General features: G+C 59.2%; 13 protein-coding genes and 2 tRNA genes. All 15 read left to right on the top strand.

All coding sequences use genetic code 11. The features are described from left to right. Positions 1–32 precede the first annotated feature (32 nt). The 15 genes from rlmE to pnp all read left to right on the top strand — a co-directional run bounded on the left by rlmE (position 33) and on the right by pnp (position 15,317). A complete protein-coding gene (gene rlmE / locus V7756_RS16260; RefSeq protein ID WP_335611249.1) occupies positions 33–659 on the top strand; it encodes a 23S rRNA (uridine(2552)-2'-O)-methyltransferase RlmE in 627 nt (208 codons plus the stop codon). Positions 660–852: 193 nt separating this feature from the next. Then, positions 853–2,793: an ATP-dependent zinc metalloprotease FtsH gene (gene ftsH, locus V7756_RS16255; RefSeq protein ID WP_335611248.1), complete on the top strand. Its 1,941-nt coding sequence runs from the start codon at positions 853–855 to the stop codon at positions 2,791–2,793. 7 nt (positions 2,794–2,800) lie between these two features. Next, on the top strand, positions 2,801–3,670 hold the full coding sequence (gene folP / locus V7756_RS16250) for a dihydropteroate synthase (RefSeq protein ID WP_335611247.1): 870 nt from the start codon (positions 2,801–2,803) through the stop codon (positions 3,668–3,670). A gap of 16 nt (positions 3,671–3,686) precedes the next feature. Then, a complete protein-coding gene (glmM, locus tag V7756_RS16245; protein WP_335611246.1) occupies positions 3,687–5,030 on the top strand; it encodes a phosphoglucosamine mutase in 1,344 nt (447 codons plus the stop codon). A gap of 66 nt (positions 5,031–5,096) precedes the next feature. Next, on the top strand, positions 5,097–5,855 hold the full coding sequence (gene tpiA / locus V7756_RS16240; RefSeq protein WP_335611245.1) for a triose-phosphate isomerase: 759 nt from the start codon (positions 5,097–5,099) through the stop codon (positions 5,853–5,855). Then, positions 5,855–6,235: a preprotein translocase subunit SecG gene (secG, locus tag V7756_RS16235; protein WP_335611244.1), complete on the top strand. Its 381-nt coding sequence runs from the start codon at positions 5,855–5,857 to the stop codon at positions 6,233–6,235. Before tpiA ends, secG begins: the two co-directional genes overlap by 1 nt. Before the next feature lie 30 nt (positions 6,236–6,265). Next, positions 6,266–6,350 (top strand) — tRNA-Leu (locus V7756_RS16230). Positions 6,351–6,457: 107 nt separating this feature from the next. After that, positions 6,458–6,534: transfer RNA gene (locus V7756_RS16225), tRNA-Met, on the top strand. Between the two features lie 167 nt (positions 6,535–6,701). Further along, positions 6,702–7,157: a ribosome maturation factor RimP gene (gene rimP / locus V7756_RS16220; protein WP_088276385.1), complete on the top strand. Its 456-nt coding sequence runs from the start codon at positions 6,702–6,704 to the stop codon at positions 7,155–7,157. Positions 7,158–7,208: 51 nt separating this feature from the next. Further along, the gene (gene nusA / locus V7756_RS16215; RefSeq protein WP_335611243.1) at positions 7,209–8,690 is read left to right on the top strand and encodes a transcription termination factor NusA; all 1,482 of its coding nucleotides are present in this window, start codon (positions 7,209–7,211) and stop codon (positions 8,688–8,690) included. A gap of 61 nt (positions 8,691–8,751) precedes the next feature. After that, on the top strand, positions 8,752–11,259 hold the full coding sequence (infB, locus tag V7756_RS16210; RefSeq protein ID WP_335611242.1) for a translation initiation factor IF-2: 2,508 nt from the start codon (positions 8,752–8,754) through the stop codon (positions 11,257–11,259). Positions 11,260–11,352: 93 nt separating this feature from the next. After that, positions 11,353–11,739 (top strand): 30S ribosome-binding factor RbfA, encoded by a 387-nt coding sequence (gene rbfA / locus V7756_RS16205; protein ID WP_335611241.1) that lies wholly within the window; start codon positions 11,353–11,355, stop codon positions 11,737–11,739. A gap of 2 nt (positions 11,740–11,741) precedes the next feature. Continuing rightward, entirely contained in the window at positions 11,742–12,662 is a 921-nt protein-coding gene (truB, locus tag V7756_RS16200) for a tRNA pseudouridine(55) synthase TruB (RefSeq protein WP_335611240.1), read from the top strand. Between the two features lie 190 nt (positions 12,663–12,852). Continuing rightward, on the top strand, positions 12,853–13,122 hold the full coding sequence (rpsO, locus tag V7756_RS16195; RefSeq protein ID WP_092287705.1) for a 30S ribosomal protein S15: 270 nt from the start codon (positions 12,853–12,855) through the stop codon (positions 13,120–13,122). 86 nt (positions 13,123–13,208) lie between these two features. Continuing rightward, positions 13,209–15,317: a polyribonucleotide nucleotidyltransferase gene (pnp, locus tag V7756_RS16190; protein ID WP_335611239.1), complete on the top strand. Its 2,109-nt coding sequence runs from the start codon at positions 13,209–13,211 to the stop codon at positions 15,315–15,317. Positions 15,318–15,587: the final 270 nt, after the last annotated feature.

Genomic DNA, 15,587 nt, shown 5'->3' with positions numbered 1-15,587 from the left:
CCGGCGGCGCGTCCCGCTGCACGAGGTATTCCGTGGCACAATCAAAGACCAGCAAGCGCTGGCTGAAAGAACATTTTGATGACCCCTTCGTCAAGCAGGCCCAGAAGGATGGTTATCGCTCGCGCGCCAGTTACAAGCTGTTGGCCATTCAAGAGCGCGATCGTATTCTCAAACCCGGCATAACGGTCCTGGATCTCGGCTCCGCGCCCGGTGGTTGGTCGCAGGTAGCTGGGCGGCTGATCGGTGAGAAGGGGCGCATCATCGCTTCCGACATCCTGCCGATGGACAGCATCCCTGATGTGACCTTCATCCAGGGCGATTTCACCGAAGACAGCGTATTCGAGGAAATTCTCGCTGCCATTGGTGATACCCAGGTCGACCTTGTTATTTCCGATATGGCCCCCAATATGAGTGGTACACCCGAAGTGGATCAGCCGCGCGCGATGTATTTGTGTGAGCTCGCGCTGGACATGGCGGGACGCGTGCTGCGTCCGGGTGGAGATTTTCTGATCAAGGTGTTTCATGGTGAAGGTTTTGATGAGTACTTCCGTTTGATGCGTGACCAGTTCGACAAGCTGGTCACGCGCAAACCGGATGCTTCTCGCGGGCGCTCACGTGAAACCTATCTGCTGGCGCGGGGTTTCAAGGGGCAGCCTTAAGGCCGGCTCCGTTCGCGCCCGTGGGAACTGCCTCTAACCCGCGTGGGTCTCTACAGGGCCAGGCGACACAGGGCGTTACACAGCGCTGACTGCCGGCACCAGCCAAACTGGTGTAAGGTAGTCAACTGGAACAAGACTCAGCGAGGCTCCCGCTATAGCGGCGATGGGGCAAGAGGGTAATGATTTGAACGATATGGCGAAGAACCTCATCCTGTGGTTGATCATCGCGGCAGTGCTGGTCACGGTGATGAACAACTTCAGCAAAACCAGCGAGCCGGATGCGCTGAACTACACCCAGTTCCTGGAGCTGGTGAAGGATCGCCAGGTCGAGCGGGTCACTGTGGACGGCTATATCATCACCGGTAAAGAGCGCGGTGGTGAAACCTTCAAGACGGTGCGTCCGGCTATCCAGGACAACGGTCTGATTGGTGATCTGCTGGATAATGATGTGATCATCGAAGGCAAGCAGCCCGAGCAGCAGAGCATCTGGACCCAGTTGCTGATCGCCAGCTTCCCGATTCTGATCATCATTGCCATCTTCATGTTTTTCATGCGCCAGATGCAGGGCGGTGGCGGCGGTCGCGGCGGCCCCATGAGCTTTGGCAAGAGCAAAGCGCGCATGTTGTCCGAAGATCAGGTGAAAACCACCTTCGCCGACGTTGCCGGTTGCGACGAGGCCAAGGAGGATGTCAGCGAGCTGGTCGAGTTTCTGCGCGACCCCGGCAAGTTCCAGCGCCTGGGTGGGCACATCCCGCGTGGCGTGCTGATGGTCGGTCAGCCCGGTACTGGTAAAACCCTGTTGGCTAAAGCGGTTGCCGGCGAAGCCAAGGTGCCCTTCTTTACCATCTCGGGTTCCGACTTCGTGGAAATGTTCGTGGGTGTGGGCGCATCACGGGTGCGCGACATGTTCGAGCAGGCCAAGAAGCACGCCCCCTGCATCATCTTTATCGATGAAATCGACGCCGTCGGCCGTCACCGTGGCTCTGGAATGGGCGGTGGCCATGATGAGCGTGAGCAGACGCTGAACCAGCTGCTGGTCGAGATGGACGGCTTTGAGCCGAACGACGGCATCATCGTGGTGGCTGCAACGAACCGTCCTGATGTTCTGGACCCGGCCTTGCTGCGCCCGGGCCGCTTTGACCGCCAGGTAGTAGTGGGACTGCCGGACATTCGCGGCCGTGAACAGATCCTCAAGGTGCACATGCGCAAGGTGCCCATGGGTGATGATGTAGTGCCTGCGCTGATTGCTCGCGGCACCCCCGGTTTCTCCGGTGCCGACCTGGCCAACCTGGTTAACGAGGCATCGCTGTTCGCCGCGCGCAACAACAAGCGCCTGGTCGAGATGCACGAGTTCGAGATGGCCAAGGACAAGATCATGATGGGCGCCGAGCGCAAGTCCATGGTCATGTCGGACAAGGAAAAGCTGAACACCGCGTACCACGAGTCGGGCCACGCCATTGTCGGCCGTCTGGTGCCCGAGCACGATCCGGTTTACAAGGTGACTATCATTCCACGTGGTCGCGCGCTGGGTGTGACCATGTTCCTGCCCGAAGAAGACCGTTACAGCTTGTCCAAGCGAGCGCTGATCAGCCAGATCTGCTCGCTGTTCGGTGGCCGTATCGCCGAGGAAATGACGCTGGGTTTTGATGGAGTGACTACCGGTGCCTCCAACGACATCATGCGTGCCACCCAGTTGGCCAAGAATATGGTGACCAAGTGGGGCTTGTCCGAGAAGCTCGGTCCGCTGCTGTACGGCGAGGATGAAGATCAGGGTTATCTGGGTCGTGCCGGTGGTAGCGGTGCCTCCGGTGTCTCGGGTGAAACCGCCAAGATGATCGACGAGGAAGTGCGCAGCATCATCGACAGCTGCTATGCCACCGCGCGCCGGCTGCTGGAGGAGAATCGCGACAAGCTGGATCTGATGGCCGAAGCCTTGATGAAGTACGAAACCATCGATGTTCAGCAGATCGACGACATCATGTCCGGTCGTCCGCCGCGTGAGCCGAAGAACTGGCAGGGCGACGACAAGTCGGGCCCTGGCGCCGTAATCACCCCGGATGACATCATCGACAGCAAACCCGATCAGCCCTCGAAAGACAGTGGCACGATTGGTGGGCCCGCCGGGGAGCATTGATTCACCCATGAGCGCCCCTGCTGTAAGCTCCCGATTGCCGTGCGGCAGTCGGGAGCTTGACCTTTCTAATGCCCATATCATGGGCATTCTCAATGTTACCCCTGACTCCTTTTCCGATGGTGGTTGCTTCAGCCGCCTGGACGCAGCATTGGCGCATGTTGAGGGCATGGTAGCAGCCGGCGCCACGCTGATAGATGTTGGTGGCGAGTCTACCCGGCCTGGCGCCGCGCCGGTTTCTGCCGAGGAGGAGCTGAGCCGCGTGGTGCCGGTTGTCGAAGCCATAACCGCGCGCTTTGATGTGGTGGTCTCCGTCGACACCAGTACGCCCGAGGTAATGACGGCGAGCGCGGGTGCTGGCGCCGGGATGATAAATGATGTACGTGCCCTGGAGCGACCAGGCGCCTTGCAGGCGGCAGCAGCGACCGGCTTGCCGGTGTGCCTGATGCATCGCCAGGGCGAGCCGGGCAGTATGCAGAACGCACCGACCTATACCGACGTGGTAGCCGAGGTGAATGCCTATCTGGCTGCGCGTGTGCAAGCCTGTGAGATCGTAGGCATCGACCGTGCGCGCTTATTGCTGGATCCAGGGTTCGGGTTTGGCAAGTCACTTGCGCACAATCTGCAACTTTTTGCTCAATTGGAGGCCATACAGCCGAGCGGGTTGCCGTTGCTTGTGGGGGTCTCGCGCAAGAGCATGATAGGTGAGGTGTTGGGGCGGCCTGTAGATCAGCGTCTTTATGGCAGCCTGGCGTTGGCCGCACTCGCCGTCAAAAGTGGTGCAAGGATTATTCGCGTGCACGACGTGGCGCAAACGCTGGACGTTGTGCGTATGGTGGAGGCCGTTATCCAGACGGCTTCTCATGCAACAAATCATTAGCAGGATAAGACAGAGAATGGAAAAGCGTTATTTCGGCACCGATGGTATCCGCGGGCGGGTTGGGGCTTCACCCATTACGCCAGAGTTCATGTTGAAGCTGGGTTGGGCGGTGGGTACCGCGTTCAAGCGACAGGGAACCTGTCGTGTGCTGATCGGCAAGGACACGCGCATTTCCGGTTACATGTTCGAGTCAGCGCTGGAGGCGGGGCTGTCCGCAGCGGGTGCTCAGGTGCAGCTGCTTGGCCCCATGCCGACGCCGGCCATTGCTTATCTGACGCGTACCTTCATGGCGGACGCCGGGATTGTAATCAGCGCTTCGCACAATCCCTATTACGACAACGGCATTAAGTTCTTCTCCGGCGAAGGCAGCAAACTGCCCGATAGTCTTGAATTGGAAATAGAGGCGCTGGTTGATGCGCCCATGGATGTGGTGGAATCGGCTGAACTGGGCAAGGTTGCGCGGGTAGAAGATGCCTCCGGCCGCTATATCGAGTTCTGCAAGAGTAGCGTACCCACCAGTACCAGTTTCAAAGGTCTGAAGCTGGTACTCGATTGTGCCAACGGCGCGACCTACAAAGTGGCGCCCAATGTGTTTCGTGAGCTGGGTGCCGACGTGCATGTCATTGGTGCCGCGCCGGATGGTCTGAATATCAATGCTGGCTTCGGGTCCACTGACCTTGGCGCGCTGCGTGAAGAGGTCTTGCGCCGCGGTGCTCATCTGGGTATCGCCTTTGATGGTGACGGCGACCGGGTAATGATGGTCGATGACCAGGGCGAAGAAGTCGATGGCGACGAACTGCTGTTTATCATTGCCGTGGAATTGCAGCAGCGTGGCCTGCTCAACGGTGGTGTGGTCGGCACGCTGATGAGCAATCTCGGGCTTGAGCTGGCGCTCAAGGAGCTGGGTGTTCCTTTTGTACGTGCCAAGGTCGGCGACCGCTACGTGATGGCCGAATTGCGCGAGCGCGGCTGGATTGTCGGTGGCGAAGCCTCCGGACACCTGGTCTGCCTGCATCATACCTCTACCGGTGATGGCATTATTGCCGCGCTGCAAGTGCTCAAGGCGCTGCAGCGTTCCGGTCAGAGTCTGGCAGAGGCGCGGCAGGGCATGCAGAAGTGTCCGCAGAAGCTGATTAATGTACGTTATACCCCCGGCGCTGTTTCACCGGTGGACGATGCCGGTGTGCAAGCGGCGGTGGCAGAGACCGAGGCCCGCATGGGTGAGGCCGGCCGCGTGCTGCTGCGTCTGTCCGGCACTGAGCCGTTGGTGCGCGTGATGGTGGAGGGGCAGGATGCGGCGTTGGTTGAGCAGGAAGCCACGCGTCTTGCGGAAGTGGTTGCTCAGGTATTCGCCGAGTAAAAAGGCGGTTGTGTCCCTGTTGCAACTTGGTTAAGATTGGCGCCCGCTTGGGTAGAGAGGTTTGGCATGCGTCGTCCGCTAGTTGCCGGAAACTGGAAAATGCACGGTTCACGGCAGTCGGTTGAAGCACTGTTGCAACAGCTTGCCGCTCAAGATTGGCCCGAGCAGGTTGAGCTGATGATCGCGCCCCCTGCTCTGTATATCGATCGCTGCTGCGAACGTTTGCAGGCCACGCCAATTCGCGTAGCCGGTCAGACTTGTGCCACTCAGGCCGAAGCAGGCGCCTTGACCGGTGAAATATCGCCGGCGCAGTTGCGTGATGCGGGATGTGAATTTGTACTTGTTGGTCACTCTGAACGGCGAGCGTTGTTTGGCGAGACCGATGAGGTGGTTTGCCGAAAGTTTGCTGCGGCTCTGGCCTGCGGTTTGCGCCCGGTGCTTTGTGTGGGTGAGACTCAGGCTGAGCGTGACGCTGGCGAGACGACTTCTGTAGTGGGTCGCCAGCTGCAAGCGGTTCTCGACACTTTTGGTGTCGGCGGCCTGGCAGAGGGCGTGGTGGCTTATGAGCCGGTCTGGGCTATAGGTACCGGCCTGACAGCGACGCCTGAGCAGGCGCAGGAAGTACATGCGATGATTCGTGCCCGTCTGGCCATGCTGGATGATGAGCAGGCGCGCAACGTACAGATTGTTTATGGCGGTAGTGTGAAGGCCGATAATGCCGAGGCGTTGTTTGCCATGCCGGATATCGATGGGGGGCTGGTAGGTGGTGCCTCCCTCAATGCAGACGAATTTGGTGCGATAGCACGTGCCGCGGGACGAGTGTAATGATTGAGACCGTAATTATAGTACTGCACCTGCTGGTAGCAATCGGCTTGGTCGGGCTGGTTCTGATGCAGCAGGGTAAGGGTGCTGAGACTGGCGCTTCCTTCGGGTCGGGCGCTTCCGGTACCGTTTTCGGCAGTCAGGGTTCCGGTACTTTCCTGAGTCGCCTGACTGCGATTCTGGCAACAATTTTCTTTCTGACGTCGCTCGGTTTGGCTTATTATGCCAGCCACAAGGCGTCCGCCGTGCAGGAAGCAGGCTTGCCTGATCCAGTGCTGATTGAACAGACTGCTCCTCAGCCCGCCATCAGCGAAGATGTGCCGGTGATTGAAGAGCAAGCAGTGCCTGCGCCAGCTGACGATGTACCGCCGCCGGCGGAGTGAAGCAAGCGTAGTCCCTCGGTAAACAGTTTTGCGGAAGTGGTGGAATTGGTAGACACGCTATCTTGAGGGGGTAGTGCCTTAGGGTGTATGGGTTCGAGTCCCATCTTCCGCACCATCTACAGGGGTCTGATACATCAGGCCCCTGTTTCTTTTTCAGGGGTGAACAGGTGTGCCGGTTGTCATGTTGCGCCGGTAGACGTATAATTCACGCCCTAGATTCGACGCGGGGTGGAGCAGTCTGGTAGCTCGTCGGGCTCATAACCCGAAGGTCGTAGGTTCAAATCCTGCCCCCGCAACCAGTATCAAAGGGCCCCTTTTAAGGGGCTTTTTGTTAGGTTTTTGCCGCGGTTCATTTCCTTTTGGCTGCGGAGCTAACGGTCTCTGGGCTTCGTCTGTGCGAAGCGGCCAGACTCACGATGGGCTTAAGGCCCATTTTTTATTCATGCGACAAATATAGGCGGTGAGCGTGTCCGGCAAAGTGACTGAGTTGGAGACCCTGCTGGTCCCGGTCGTCGAGGCATTGGGATACACCTGCTGGGGTATCGAGTACCTGTCCCAGGGGAAACACACCCTGCTGCGCGTATATATTGATCATCCGGATGGCGTCAGTGTCGAAGCCTGTGCCGCCGTCAGTCGTCAGGCCAGCGCTGTGCTGGATGTCGAGGATCCGATTTCCGGCGACTATACCCTGGAGGTTTCCTCTCCGGGCATGGACCGTCCCCTGTTCACGCTGCAGCAGTATCTGGACTGCACTGGCGAGCAGGCAAAGATCAGGCTGCGTACCCCTTATGAGGGGCGCCGTAATTTTCAGGGTGTGATTCGCGGAGTGGAGGGTGACGAGGTCATTCTGCAGGTAGGCGAGCACGAGTACCTGCTGCCCATCGATTCGATCGATAAGGGCAATATCATTCCGCGTTTTTGAACAAATTTCGGGCTGAACGAGCCCAATGGACGGCGTTAGGCGAGGCATACGATGAGCAAAGAAGTGTTGCTGGTTGTGGAATCCGTTTCCAACGAGAAGGGCGTTCCGCCCGATGTGATCTTTGAAGCGCTTGAGCTGGCGTTGGCGACAGCGACCAAGAAGCGTTACGAAGATGAAGTGGATGTCCGCGTGGCAATCAACCGTCAGACCGGCGACTACGAAAGCTTCCGTCGCTGGACTGTTGTGGTTGACGAGAACTTCGAAGAGCCCGATATGCAGCTGACGCTGGACCAGGCTCAGGAGCGTGATCCTGCTCTTGCCATCGGCGACATGATCGAAGAAAAGATCGAATCAGTCGAGTTTGGCCGTATCGCCGCGCAGATTGCCAAGCAGGTTATCGTGCAGAAGGTTCGCGAAGCGGAGCGTGCACAGGTCGTTGATGCCTACCGCGACCGTCTGGGTGACATCATCAGCGGCACGGTCAAGAAAGTGACCCGCGACAGCGTTATTGTCGACCTGGGTAACAATGCCGAAGCGGTATTGCCACGTGAAGAGATGATTCCGCGTGAGACCTTCCGCACCGGCACCCGTATTCGCGCGCTGCTGAAGGACATTCGCACCGAGAACCGCGGCCCACAACTGGTACTGTCGCGCAGCTGCCCGGAGATGATCATCGAGCTGTTCCGCATTGAAGTGCCGGAAATCTCCGAAGAATTGATCGAAGTCATGGGCGCTGCCCGCGACCCGGGCTCACGCGCCAAGATCGCTGTGCGCTCGAAGGATAAGCGCATCGACCCGCAAGGCGCCTGTATCGGCATGCGTGGTTCACGCGTGCAGGCCGTCTCGGGTGAACTGTGTGGCGAGCGTGTCGACATCGTGCTGTGGGACGACAACCTGGCGCAGTTCGTTATCAACGCCATGGCGCCTGCGGAAGTGGCCTCCATCATTCTTGATGAAGACACCCATGCGATCGATCTGGCGGTAGCGGAAGACAATCTGGCGCAGGCGATTGGCCGCAACGGTCAGAACGTGCGTCTGGCCAGTCAGTTGACCGGTTGGACGCTCAACGTGATGACCGAAGACGACATTCGCGCCAAGCAGGAAGCCGAGACCGGCGACATTCTGCGCAACTTTGTCGACGAGCTGGATGTCGAGGAAGAAGTGGCACAGATGCTGGTAGAAGAAGGCTTCACCACGCTGGAAGAAATTGCCTACGTGCCGATGGAAGAAATGCTCGATATCGACGGCTTTGACGAGGATATCGTCACCGAGCTGCGTGCCCGGGCCAAGGATCGCCTGCTCACCAAGGCGATTGCCAACGAAGAGAAACTGGAACAAGCACAGCCTGCTGACGACCTGTTGAATATGGAAGGAATGGACCGCGCACTGGCTTTCCAGCTGGCGAGCAAAGGCATCCTGACAATGGAAGACCTGGCTGAACAATCCGTCGACGACCTGCTCGATATCGAAGGCATCGACGAAGCCCGCGCTGGCACCCTGATTATGGCTGCCCGCGCCCCCTGGTTTGAATAACCGGTCGGATAGGCGACATCACCCTGCGCAAGCGCATGGACCCGACTGAGGAGAGAAGTGAATGGCGGAAGTGACGGTCAAAGAATTGGCTCAGGTAGTAGGTACACCGGTGGAACGTCTGTTGCAACAGATGCGCGAAGCCGGCTTGCCCCAGACTACCCCGGAGCAGGCGGTGAGTGACGATGAGAAGCAGGCCCTGTTGACGTTCCTCAAGAGCGCGCACGGTGACTCCGGCTCCGAGCCACGCAAGATCACACTCAAGCGCAAGACAGTCAGCACCCTGAAGGTCGCGGGTAGCAAGACAGTCAATGTTGAAGTGCGCAAGAAGCGTACTTACGTCAAGCGCGAGCCGGCAGACCTTGAGGCCGAGCGTCAGCGCGAGCTGGAAGAGCTGCGCGCGGCTGAAGAAGCTCGACTGAAAGCGGCCGAGGCTGAAGCGCAGCGTCAGGCGGAAGAGGCGGCCAAGAAGGCTGCCGAGCAAAGCGCCAAACCCGCTGAAACGGTAGCAACCGAAGAAGTGGCTCCGGCAGCGGCAGCTGAACCGGCCGCGCCCGTTGCTCCGACTGTGCCCGTGGTTGAGCCCGCTCCGGCGCCGGCCGACCTGCACAAGAAGAAGGAAGAAGGCCGTCGCAAGGCCCGTGAAGACGAAGAAGAGCGCGGCCGCAAGCGCGCGGGTGGGCACGGCAAGGATAAGGGGCGTCATGCGCCGCGTATCAACGACGAAGACGATGCCTCGCGTCGCCGCGGTGGCGGTGGCAAGCTCAAGGCAAACAAGAAACGTAACCAGCACGGCTTCGAGAAGCCGACAGGACCGCTTGTGCGAGAAGTTGTAATTGGCGAGACCATCACCGTGGCCGAACTGGCCCAGAAGATGTCGGTGAAGGCCGCCGAGGTCATCAAGTACATGTTCAAGAACGGCAACATGGTGACCATCAATCAGGTGCTTGACCAGGACACGGCAACCATCGTCGCAGAAGACATGGGCCACAAGGTCAAGCAGATGAAGGAAAGCGCGCTGGAAGACAGCCTGGTCGAATCCATGGTGCACGAAGGCGAAGAGATGAGCCGGGCGCCTGTAGTGACCGTCATGGGTCACGTTGACCACGGCAAGACCTCGCTGCTGGACTACATTCGCCGCGCGAAGGTGGCATCCGGTGAAGCGGGTGGTATCACCCAGCACATCGGCGCCTACCACGTGGAAACCGATCGCGGCATGGTGACCTTCCTGGACACCCCCGGTCACGCGGCCTTTACCGCCATGCGTGCCCGTGGTGCCAAGGCTACCGATATCGTGATTCTGGTAGTGGCAGCCGATGACGGCGTGATGCCGCAGACCGAAGAGGCCGTGGCGCATGCCAAGGCTGCCGGTGTGCCGCTGGTCGTTGCAGTAAACAAGATCGACAAGGAAGACGCCGACCCGGATCGCATCAAGAACGCCCTGGCGGCGCTGGACGTGATTCCCGAAGAATGGGGCGGCGACACCATGTTCATGCACGTATCGGCCAAGGTCGGTACCGGCATCGAAGAACTGCTGGAAGCTGTCCTGCTGCAGGCTGAAGTACTGGAGCTCAAGGCTCAGCCTTCTGCACCTGGTCGCGGTGTGGTCGTTGAATCACGCCTCGACAAGGGCCGCGGCCCGGTAGCGACCGTGCTGGTACAGAACGGTACCCTGCGTCAGGGCGATATCGTCCTCGCTGGCGTCAACTATGGCCGCGTGCGCGCCATGCTGGACGAGAACGGCAAGACCATCAAGGAAGCCGGTCCGTCAATTCCGGTCGAGATTCTGGGCCTGGACGGCACGCCGGATGCCGGCGACGAGCTGACCGTGGTAACCGATGAGAAGAAAGCGCGTGAAATCGCCTTGTTCCGTCAGGGCAAGTTCCGCGAGATCAAGCTGGCGCGTCAGCAATCGGCCAAGCTGGAAAACATGTTCGAGAACATGGGCCAGGACGAGAAGAAGACGCTCAACGTGGTGCTCAAGGCCGACGTACGTGGCTCGCTGGAAGCCCTGCAGGCGTCGCTCACCGAGTTGGGCAACGACGAAGTACAGGTCAAGATCGTTTCTGGCGGCGTGGGCGGTATCACCGAAACCGACGCCAACCTGGCGCTGGCATCCAACGCTGTGGTCTTTGGCTTCAACGTACGTGCCGATGCCGCTGCTCGCAAGATCATCGAAAGCGAAGGTCTGGATCTGCGCTACTACAGCGTGATCTACGAGATCATCGACGACGTCAAGAAAGCGTTGGGCGGTATGCTGGGCAGCGACGTTCGCGAACAGATCCTGGGTGTGGCCGAAGTGCGTGACGTGTTCCGCTCGCCCAAGTTCGGCGCCATCGCCGGCTGTATGGTCATTGAGGGCACTGTGTACCGCAACCGTCCGATTCGCGTACTGCGCGAAGACGTGGTGATCTACGAAGGCGAGCTGGAATCCCTGCGTCGCTTCAAGGATGACGTTGCCGAAGTGCGTAATGGCATGGAATGCGGTATCGGCGTGAAGAACTACAACGACGTGCGCAGCGGTGATCGCATCGAAGTGTTCGAGCGCGTACAGGTTCAGCGTAGTCTGTAACCCGTCAGCGTCGGCCGCCCGGCCGACGCCTGAAATTTGCACCAGACTCCGGCCTGTTCAGCAGTCCGGAGTTTGTTGCTTGAGGTAGGTAATATGGCAAAAGAATACAGTCGTACCCATCGGGTGGCCGATCAGATGCAGCGCGAGCTGGCCTTGCTGATTCAGCGTGAAGTGCGCGATCCGCGCCTGGGCATGGTCACGGTGACAGCGGTAGAAGTGAGTCGTGATCTGGCCCACGCCAAGGTGTTTGTCACTCTGATGAACAAGGACAGCGCTGAAGATATCGCGCTGAACCTGGACATTCTCAAGGATTCTGCAGGCTATCTGCGCATGTTGCTGGGCCGCTCCATGAAGCTGCGTAGCGTTCCCTCGCTGCATTTTCATTACGATGAAAGCGTGCGCCGGGGCGCGCACCTGTCTTCTCTGATCGAGCGGGCGGTGGCGGAAGACAGCCAGCACCCAGACGATAAAGAGGATTGACGGTGGCGGGTGCCAAGAAACAACGCCGCGCGATTGACGGCATTCTGATCTTCGACAAGCCGCTCGGCATGAGCTCCAACCAGGCCCTGCAGAAGGTCCGTTGGTTGTTCAACGCCAACAAGGGTGGCCACACCGGTAGCCTCGATCCTCTGGCCAGTGGCGTGTTGCCGCTGTGCCTGGGTGAAGCCACCAAGTTTTCGCAGTACCTGCTGGACGCCGACAAGGCTTATATCACCGAAGCGCGACTGGGCATGACCACCACCACCGGTGATGCCGAAGGTGACGTGCTGGAAATCAAACCGGTCAATGTCAGCCTGGAAGATGTTGCCGCCAGGCTGCCGCAATTCACCGGCGATATCCTGCAGGTTCCGCCCATGTACTCGGCGCTCAAGCATGAAGGTCAGCCGCTGTACAAGCTGGCCCGCGCAGGTGAGACCGTCGAGCGCAAGGCGCGCGCCGTGACTATTTCGCAGCTGAAGGTACTGGGGCTGGAAGGTGATCGCCTGCAACTGGAAGTGCATTGCAGCAAGGGCACCTATATTCGCACCCTGGTCGAGGATCTTGGCGCGGCGCTGGGTTGTGGTGGCCACGTCGCCTCCTTGCGCCGTACCATTGCCGGCCCCTTTGATCTGACCCATGCGGTTACGCTGGAACGGTTGGAGGAGCTGCACGCCGAGGGCGGCCCGGAAGCGCTGGATCATTTGCTGCTGCCAATGGATAGCGGCCTGGAAGATTGGCCCATTCTGGAGCTGACCGAGCAGACGGCCTACTACCTGAATCACGGTCAGGCGGTGCGCGTTCCCGGTAGCCCGGCCTTTGGCAAGGTGCGCCTGAAGGACGCCGAAGGGCGCTTTCTCGGTATTGGTGAAATGACCGAAGATGCCAGGGTGGCGCCGAAGCGGTTATTGCGCTTCAATGCATGATATTTTTCACCGTCCGCACTAGCGGATGCGTTGCCGAATCAAGGTTGCAGACCGCCCGCCGGGCAGGGTGCAACCCATAAGTTGACCCGATAGCGGGTCACCACGAGGGTGGCTGTCAACAGGCACGGTCATACCTCGATTTAAAACACGGGACACTGGTCCCGGCCTGTTACCTCAGAGGAAATACAAGATGTCACTGAGTGTTGAAGAAAAAGCTGCAATCGTTGGCGAGTACAAGCGTGCTGAAGGTGATACCGGTTCTCCTGAAGTCCAGGTGGCTCTGTTGACTGCAAACATCAACAAGCTGCAAGGTCACTTCAAGGACAACAAAAAGGATCACCACTCTCGCCGTGGTCTGATTCGTATGGTTAACCAGCGTCGCAAGCTGCTGGACTACCTGAAGTCGAAAGACCTGTCTCGTTACAGCGCTTTGATCAGCAGTCTGGGTCTGCGTCGCTAAGACCAGCCCCGTTTGGACATGGTCGGGTCCGAATCCCGGCCATGCCCAGAGTTTCCCCCAAAGGCAAAAAAGAGAGAGAAGACACCGTGAAACCGGTCATCAAGCAATTCAAACTAGGTAACAGCACCATCACTATGGAAACGGGCCGTATTGCCCGTCAGGCCACTGGTGCGGTTCTGGTCAGCATCGATAACGCCGTCAGCGTTCTGGTCACCGTCGTGGCCGCCAAGCAGCCCGAAGCTGGCCGTGATTTCTTCCCTCTGTCTGTGCACTACATCGAAAAGACCTACGCAGCCGGCCGTATCCCCGGTGGTTTCTTCAAGCGTGAAGGCCGTCCTTCCGAGAAAGAGACCCTGACCTCGCGCCTGATCGACCGTCCGATCCGCCCGCTGTTCGCCGATGGCTTCATGAACGAAGTCCAGGTCGTTTGTACCGTAGTGTCTACCGACAAGACCACCGATCCCGACATGGCTGCCATGCTGGGTACTTCAGCCGCTCTGGCGATCTCCGGTGCGCCCTTCAATGGCCCCATCGGCTGCGCCCGCGTCGCCTTTGACGACGAAAAAGGTTACGTGCTCAACCCCAACTACGAGCAGCTCAAAGGCTCACGTCTGGACATGGTTGTCGCCGGTACCGAAGACGCCGTGCTGATGGTTGAATCCGAAGCGCAGGAACTGACCGAAGACCAGATGCTGGGCGCCGTACTCTTTGCCCACATGGAGTTCCAGCCAGCGATCCAGGCAATCAAGGAACTGGCCGCTGAAGCTGGCAAGCCTCGTTGGGATTGGCAGCCAGAGCCGGAAAATACCGCGCTGCTGGATGCCATCAAGAGCCAATTTGGTGCCGGTATCGCCGAAGGCTACACCACCACCGACAAGCAGGCCCGTTACAACCGTCTGGGTGAGCTGCGTGATGCCGCCATTGCTGCGCTGTCGGGTGATGAAGCTGGCAAGTTCTCCGCCGCTGAGGTGAAGGACGGCTTCAAGGAAATCGAATACCGCACCGTGCGTCAGAGCATCGTTGACGGTAACCCGCGTATCGACGGTCGTGACACCAAGACCGTGCGCCCGCTGAACATCGAAGTGGGCGTGCTGGACCGTACCCATGGTTCTGCGCTGTTCACCCGTGGCGAAACTCAGGCGCTGGTCGTTACCACCCTGGGTACTGCGCGTGACTCGCAGTTGCTGGATCAGCTGGAAGGCGAGCGCAAGGAACCCTTCATGTTCCACTACAACTTCCCTCCCTATTCGGTGGGCGAGTGTGGTCGCATGGGCGGTACGGGTCGTCGTGAAATCGGTCACGGCCGTCTGGCGCGTCGCGGTATTCAGGCGGTTATGCCTGATATGGAGCAGTTCCCTTACTCCATCCGCGTGGTATCGGAAATCACCGAATCCAACGGTTCCAGCTCCATGGCGTCCGTGTGTGGTGCCTCTCTGGCGCTGATGGACGCGGGTGTGCCGATGAAGGCCCCGGTAGCCGGTATCGCCATGGGTCTGGTCAAGGAAGGCGACAAGTTCGCGGTTTTGACCGATATCCTGGGTGACGAAGATCACCTCGGCGACATGGACTTCAAGGTAGCCGGTACCGAGAAGGGTGTTACTGCGCTGCAGATGGACATCAAGATCAACGGTATCACCGAAGAGATCATGGAAATCGCGCTGCATCAGGCCCACGACGCTCGTCTGAGCATCCTCAAGCAGATGAATGAAGTGCTGCCGGCTTCGCGCAAGGAAATCTCTTCCAACGCGCCGACCATGATCAGCATGAAGATCGATTCCGACAAGATCCGCGACGTGATCGGCAAGGGTGGCGCGACCATCCGCAGCATCTGCGACGAAACCGGCGCGTCCATCGATATTACCGATGATGGCACCGTGAAGATCTTCGCTGCCAGCAAGGAAGCCGCAGACGCCGCCAAGACGCGCGTTGATGGCATCACGGCTGAAGCCGAGATCGGCAAGGTCTACACCGGTAAGGTTGAGCGTATCGTCGACTTCGGCGCATTCGTTAACATCCTGCCTGGCAAGGATGGTCTGGTGCACATTTCGCAGATCGCCAACGAGCGCATCGAGAAAGTCACCGACGTGCTGCAGGAAGGCCAGGAAGTCAAAGTCCTGGTACTGGATGTCGACAATCGCGGCCGCATCAAGCTGTCGATGAAAGACGTCGAGTCTGCCGAGGCCAGCGGCGTTTAATCGCAGCTGTTCGGTAACAACAAAAACCCGGCCTAGGCCGGGTTTTTGCTTTCTTGGCAGGTAATAGTGCTGGTGTGGCCTAACGCTTTTCACTTAAGCACAGCAATTCGACCGCCCCGGAACCAAGCCAAGCCCGGGGTTGCCTGGGACGGCCGGGTCCCATCCCGGCCTGCGGTGGTGCGGTTGAGGCTGCTGGTCGAGATGGAACTCGATGAGATGGTCTCCTCCCTCTCCCTTCTACGGCGTCGATGCGCCAGGGGATAGATGCTA

Source organism: Halopseudomonas sp., assembly GCF_036961105.1.
Taxonomy (GTDB): Bacteria; Pseudomonadota; Gammaproteobacteria; order Pseudomonadales; family Pseudomonadaceae; genus Halopseudomonas.
Note: the sequence above shows the minus strand (reverse complement) of the source record. Positions and strands in the feature narration are given on the sequence as shown.

What these genes read in the sequence shown, in the direction of transcription:
- rpsO (WP_092287705.1), top strand. Translation starts at nt 12,853, where the DNA reads ATGTCACTGAGTGTTGAAGAAAAAGCTGCAATCGTTGGCGAGTACAAG.
- folP (WP_335611247.1), top strand. Translation starts at nt 2,801, where the DNA reads ATGAGCGCCCCTGCTGTAAGCTCCCGATTGCCGTGCGGCAGTCGGGAG.
- infB (WP_335611242.1), top strand. Translation starts at nt 8,752, where the DNA reads ATGGCGGAAGTGACGGTCAAAGAATTGGCTCAGGTAGTAGGTACACCG.
- glmM (WP_335611246.1), top strand. Translation starts at nt 3,687, where the DNA reads ATGGAAAAGCGTTATTTCGGCACCGATGGTATCCGCGGGCGGGTTGGG.
- nusA (WP_335611243.1), top strand. Translation starts at nt 7,209, where the DNA reads ATGAGCAAAGAAGTGTTGCTGGTTGTGGAATCCGTTTCCAACGAGAAG.
- secG (WP_335611244.1), top strand. Translation starts at nt 5,855, where the DNA reads ATGATTGAGACCGTAATTATAGTACTGCACCTGCTGGTAGCAATCGGC.
- ftsH (WP_335611248.1), top strand. Translation starts at nt 853, where the DNA reads ATGGCGAAGAACCTCATCCTGTGGTTGATCATCGCGGCAGTGCTGGTC.
- tpiA (WP_335611245.1), top strand. Translation starts at nt 5,097, where the DNA reads ATGCGTCGTCCGCTAGTTGCCGGAAACTGGAAAATGCACGGTTCACGG.
- rbfA (WP_335611241.1), top strand. Translation starts at nt 11,353, where the DNA reads ATGGCAAAAGAATACAGTCGTACCCATCGGGTGGCCGATCAGATGCAG.